This is a genomic window from Nostoc sp. CHAB 5715 (assembly GCF_020829685.1).
Lineage (GTDB): Bacteria > Cyanobacteriota > Cyanobacteriia > Cyanobacteriales > Nostocaceae > Nostoc.
Genome location: NZ_JAIVFR010000620.1, coordinates 1 through 4,608, shown reverse-complemented (window position 1 = coordinate 4,608; position 4,608 = coordinate 1). Strand labels below are relative to the sequence as shown.

Below are 4,608 nucleotides of genomic sequence, written 5' to 3'. Positions count from 1 at the left end.
CTTTGATCAATCAACAGCTATGGCAAGGACAGGGTGGTAGTAACCCCCTGTTGCAATTAGCGCTGGAAAGCCAAGATGCTGTAGCACTTGGCATATTTTTCTTTACAGCAGCGATCGCAGCTCCATTTTTTGAAGAAATTCTGTTTCGCGGCTTTTTGTTACCCTCTCTGACTCGCTACTTACCCGTGTGGGGAGCGATTCTAACCAGTAGCTTATTGTTTGCGATCGCTCACCTCAGCTTGTCGGAAATTCTTCCACTCACTGCATTGGGGATTGTCTTAGGGGTCGTTTACACGCGATCGCGCAACCTCCTTGCTCCTATGCTCCTCCACAGCCTCTGGAATAGTGGTACATTATTAAGTTTATTTGTTTTAGGTAGTAATTAAAACTAATTTAGTACTGTTGCGAAAAATATAAATATCTGATTTTATCTGCATAAGTAATATCAATTTTATGTGAAGCTGCACATTATTTTGACCCCTCCCAACCTCCCCAAAGCATCGGGGAGGTGCCGAAGGCGGTGGGGTTCTTTATATGCATCTTCATACAGAATTGGTATAAGAACAATTTACTAGTTATATTGCTCACAAACATAAATAATAGCCCAAAAGCCAATTTAGATAATGGCAAAAGCAAATCAAACCGCAACGCGAGATTCATTAGTCATTAGTCCATAACTGATCTCGTTATTGATGCGATCGCGTTTCACGCTCGATGGAAGCGATGTCTACGATGGTCACTGAGCTTCTTGTACTGAGCGCAGTCGAAGTATGTCGAAGTGCGGGCTATTCGGCGTCGCAAAAAAATCCGGAAATAATACTGATGGACTTGTAAAAAGTGGTGTAGCAGTTTTCGCTGATTATTGAGGTTCATTCTTTTCAAGATAAAGTAAAATTGCCGCACCAGGGTTTGTGATCGTCAAATCTACCAAAAGTTATTAAGGAGCGCCAGATTTTCCGGCTATGCCGGAATAAATTTCAGCGTCCTCTCTGGAATAGAAATACGCTGATTTTGGTTATTTTTCTTGGGGCTTACTTGTACTGAAAAAATTAAAAATATATGTATTAAGCAAGTAAATGTATTTGCTTTGATTACAATAAAGACTTTATTTTTATACCTCACTTATTAAGGAGCAGCACTATGTCAAATCTCAACCCCAGTCACCCTACCAAACAACTTCTAGCTGGTTACTGTGGCATTATCCTTGGAGGATTTGGAGTTCATAAATTTATTTTAGGATACGCTCCAGAAGGCTTTATCATGTTGGTAATTTCTGTAGTCGGAGGTTCTTTTACCTACGGAATTGCCTTGTTAATTATGCTACTTGTAGGTTTAATTGAAGGCATGATCTACTTGAATAAGTCCCCTGAAGAATTTGTAAATACCTACTTTGTGAATAAGCAGGGCTGGTTTTAGTGCAAGAAGGCAGTTGATGCTGGAGGCAGATTATATTTCTTTTTATTCATAAAGAGTTTTTGGTATATACCTCGCCCTTTCTGAGCGAAAAAAACTTTGTCTTTCATCGGACTAATTCAAACCACGCCCCTTGTGGAGGTGGTTTCTCTTGGACTAATGACTTTCGCGTTGCGTTTTGATATGCTCATTTTCAAACCTAAACAGCTTAACTGGGCAATATTCTTCTTGTTGGGCGTAGGGTATTTCAGCGTTATGTCTCATTTAGAAATCAATTATTTCTTAAAAAGCCTGATTGCGATCGTGCCAATGCAGGTGGTAGCTATTATCTATGTGACTTATCTACGCTGGAGCCGTCATTGACCCTCAGCGAGATACGATAAATTAAGAAATTTAATAGGGTTGACATACAGTCGTAGCTCCATATTTCGCCTACGCTCAAATTAGAGACGCTTTTACTCAGGCGTTGAATTTCTGTAGCGAATCTAAACACTTGCCATGCAACTTGTCCCAAAAACTAAGCTAGCCCCAGAATTTGACCCAATCCTAGAGAAAATTATTCTCGATGTTGGGGGTATGAAGTGTGCTGGGTGTGTAAATGCAGTAGAACGACAGCTAACCCAACATCCAGGAGTCAAGAGTGCCTGTGTGAACCTGGCCACAGAGGTAGCAGTTGTAGAGTCAGAAACTGGTGCGGTAGATGCAGATGCACTAGCACAGAGATTAACAGCCGTTGGATTCCCGACTCAACCCCGAAAACCTAGTGGCACAGTAGCAGGCGAGATATCTACCTTACCAGACCCAGCAGAACGACAACGCAAAGAAATGCGCTCTTCTTTTAGGCAGTTGGCGATCGCTGCAATCTTACTATTATTGTCGGGAAGTGGACATTTTGGTAATCTTGGTAGCTCAGTGCTACCAGTGCTAAATAACATCTGGTTTCACTGTGGACTGGCGACAGTAGCGCTATTAATTCCCGGTCGCCCGATTTTAGTAGATGGCTGGCTGGGCTGGCGGCGAAATGCGCCTAACATGAACACCTTGGTGGGATTAGGAACGCTGACAGCCTACCTTGCGAGTTTAGTAGCTTTGCTCTTTCCCCAAATGGGTTGGGAGTGCTTCTTTGACGAACCAGTAATGATGCTGGGCTTTATTCTCTTAGGAAGAACATTAGAGCAACAAGCTAGAGGTCGTGCTGCTGCTGCATTTAGGAAATTGTTAGCACTCCAGCCACAGGTAGCGCGGTTGATTGCCAACCCAGAGAAAGGAGGAATGGGATCTTCTAGCGTAGAGATTCCTGCTGAACAGGTGCGTGTTGGTGAATGGGTACAAGTGCTGCCAGGTGATAAAATCCCTGTCGATGGTGAAGTGGTGGTTGGTAAAACAACGGTGGATGAATCCATGTTGACTGGGGAAGCCGTACCAGTTATCAAGCAACCAGGCGATCCGGTGACAGGAGGGACGCTAAACCAGTCAGGAGCGATCGCTATTCAGACAACCCGTACTGGAAGTGATACAACTTTAGCTCGAATTGTCGCCCTAGTAGAAGCCGCCCAAACTCGGAAAGCACCAGTAGAGAAATTAGCAGATACAGTAGCTGGTTACTTTACATACGGAGTGCTGACAGCATCTATATTGACATTTGTATTTTGGTACTTTTTCGGTACTCACATCTGGACTGATGTCAGCATGTCTGGTGACATGGAAATGATCAGCCACGCTCACCACTCTGTACAGACACGATTAATGGCGTCTCTACCTAGTACAGACGCGATTAATCGCGTCTCTACCCACTCCCCTTTATTAATTAGTTTAAAACTAGCGATCGCAGTTATGGTAGTCGCCTGTCCCTGTGCTTTAGGACTTGCCACACCAACAGCCATTCTTGTCGGGACTGCTATGGGCGCAGAACGGGGTCTGTTAATCAAAGGCGGCGACGTTTTGGAAAAAGTACACCAATTAAACACCGTAGTCTTTGATAAAACCGGCACTTTGACCACGGGTAATCCCATCGTTACAGATTGTCTGTTAATTGAAGAAATGGGGAGTGGGGAATGGGGAGTAGGGAGTAAAGAACCCCACTCCCCACTCCCTACTCCCTACTCCCTAATCCAACTAGCAGCAGCCGTAGAAAGCGGTACTCACCACCCCCTAGCAAAAGCGATTCAGCAAGAAGCACAGCGACAACAGTTATCTATTCCAGAGGCTGTAGACTTTCACACCGAACCAGGACTGGGAGTGTCTGCTGTGGTAGAGGGCAAAGTTGTACTATTGGGTAACTGGGACTGGTTGAGTTGGCACGGCATTGCTATTAACGAAGCTGCACAACAGGTAGCACAGGATTTGGCAACAGATGGTAAAACAGTCGTTTGCGTAGCTGTTGGGGAAACTTTAGCCGGGTTAATTGCTGTTTCTGATACCCTCAGACCAGATGCCCAATCCACCGTAGACAAGTTACGTCAGATGGGCTTACGAGTAATGTTGCTTAGTGGCGATCGCAAAGAAGCAGCTAATGCCATAGGCAAACAACTAGGATTAGATAGTGCTGATGTCATAGCGGGTGTTCCCCCAGCCAAAAAAGCGGCTGCAATACAGTCTCTCCAGTTAGAAGGGACAAGCAGACAAGGGGGACAAGCAGATAAGGGGACAAAGAAAACTCCTAACTCCTCACTCCCCACTCCCCACTCCCCACTCCCCACTCCCCACTCAATAATCGCAATGGTAGGAGATGGAATCAACGATGCTCCAGCTTTATCCCAGGCAGATGTAGGAATTGCTTTACACTCTGGGACAGATGTGGCAATGGAAACTGCTGAAATTGTCCTAATGCGCGATCGCTTAAACGATGTCGTCGAATCTATTCAACTTAGTCGCGCCACCTTCAATAAAATCCGCCAAAATTTATTCTGGGCTTTTGCATATAATACAGTTGGCATTCCTTTAGCGGCAGGCGTTTTGTTCCCTAGTCTGGGTTTTGTTCTTAACCCATCTGGTGCTGCTGCATTAATGGCTTTTAGCTCTGTTAGCGTCGTCACAAACTCAATATTATTACGGCGATTAGCTCATCACCCGTGAGTCGAGGAAATGCCGATCGCAATGCCATCCGTTCCGCCCTAGAATATCTTAATAACAGTTGGGCTGTCGGTGTTTTCTTGCAAGGTACTCGCACCCCAGATGGTCGAATTACAGACCCCA

The 4,608-nt window shown here is 44.9% G+C and carries 4 protein-coding genes and 1 pseudogene; all 5 read left to right on the top strand.

Annotation, left to right across the window (positions count from 1 at the left end; translation table 11 throughout):
• Positions 1-386, top strand: a 386-nt coding sequence (locus LC574_RS27530) for a CPBP family intramembrane glutamic endopeptidase (protein WP_229456834.1), incomplete at its 5' end; no start/stop codon positions are given.
• Positions 387-1,140: 754 nt separating this feature from the next.
• Complete coding sequence (locus LC574_RS27525) at positions 1,141-1,416, top strand: TM2 domain-containing protein (protein ID WP_229456833.1); 276 nt, start codon at positions 1,141-1,143, stop codon at positions 1,414-1,416.
• Between the two features lie 96 nt (positions 1,417-1,512).
• On the top strand, positions 1,513-1,776 hold the full coding sequence (locus LC574_RS27520; protein WP_229456832.1) for a hypothetical protein: 264 nt from the start codon (positions 1,513-1,515) through the stop codon (positions 1,774-1,776).
• Between the two features lie 135 nt (positions 1,777-1,911).
• Positions 1,912-4,488, top strand: a complete 2,577-nt coding sequence (locus tag LC574_RS27515) for a cation-translocating P-type ATPase (protein ID WP_229456831.1) — start codon at positions 1,912-1,914, stop codon at positions 4,486-4,488.
• Positions 4,482-4,608, top strand: a pseudogene (locus LC574_RS27510) (1-acyl-sn-glycerol-3-phosphate acyltransferase); the annotation flags it as partial. The gene LC574_RS27515 and the pseudogene LC574_RS27510, both read left to right, overlap by 7 nt.

Excerpts from the sequence above, each read along its gene's own strand:
- LC574_RS27515 (WP_229456831.1), top strand. The coding sequence starts at position 1,912 with ATGCAACTTGTCCCAAAAACTAAGCTAGCCCCAGAATTTGACCCAATC.
- LC574_RS27525 (WP_229456833.1), top strand. The coding sequence starts at position 1,141 with ATGTCAAATCTCAACCCCAGTCACCCTACCAAACAACTTCTAGCTGGT.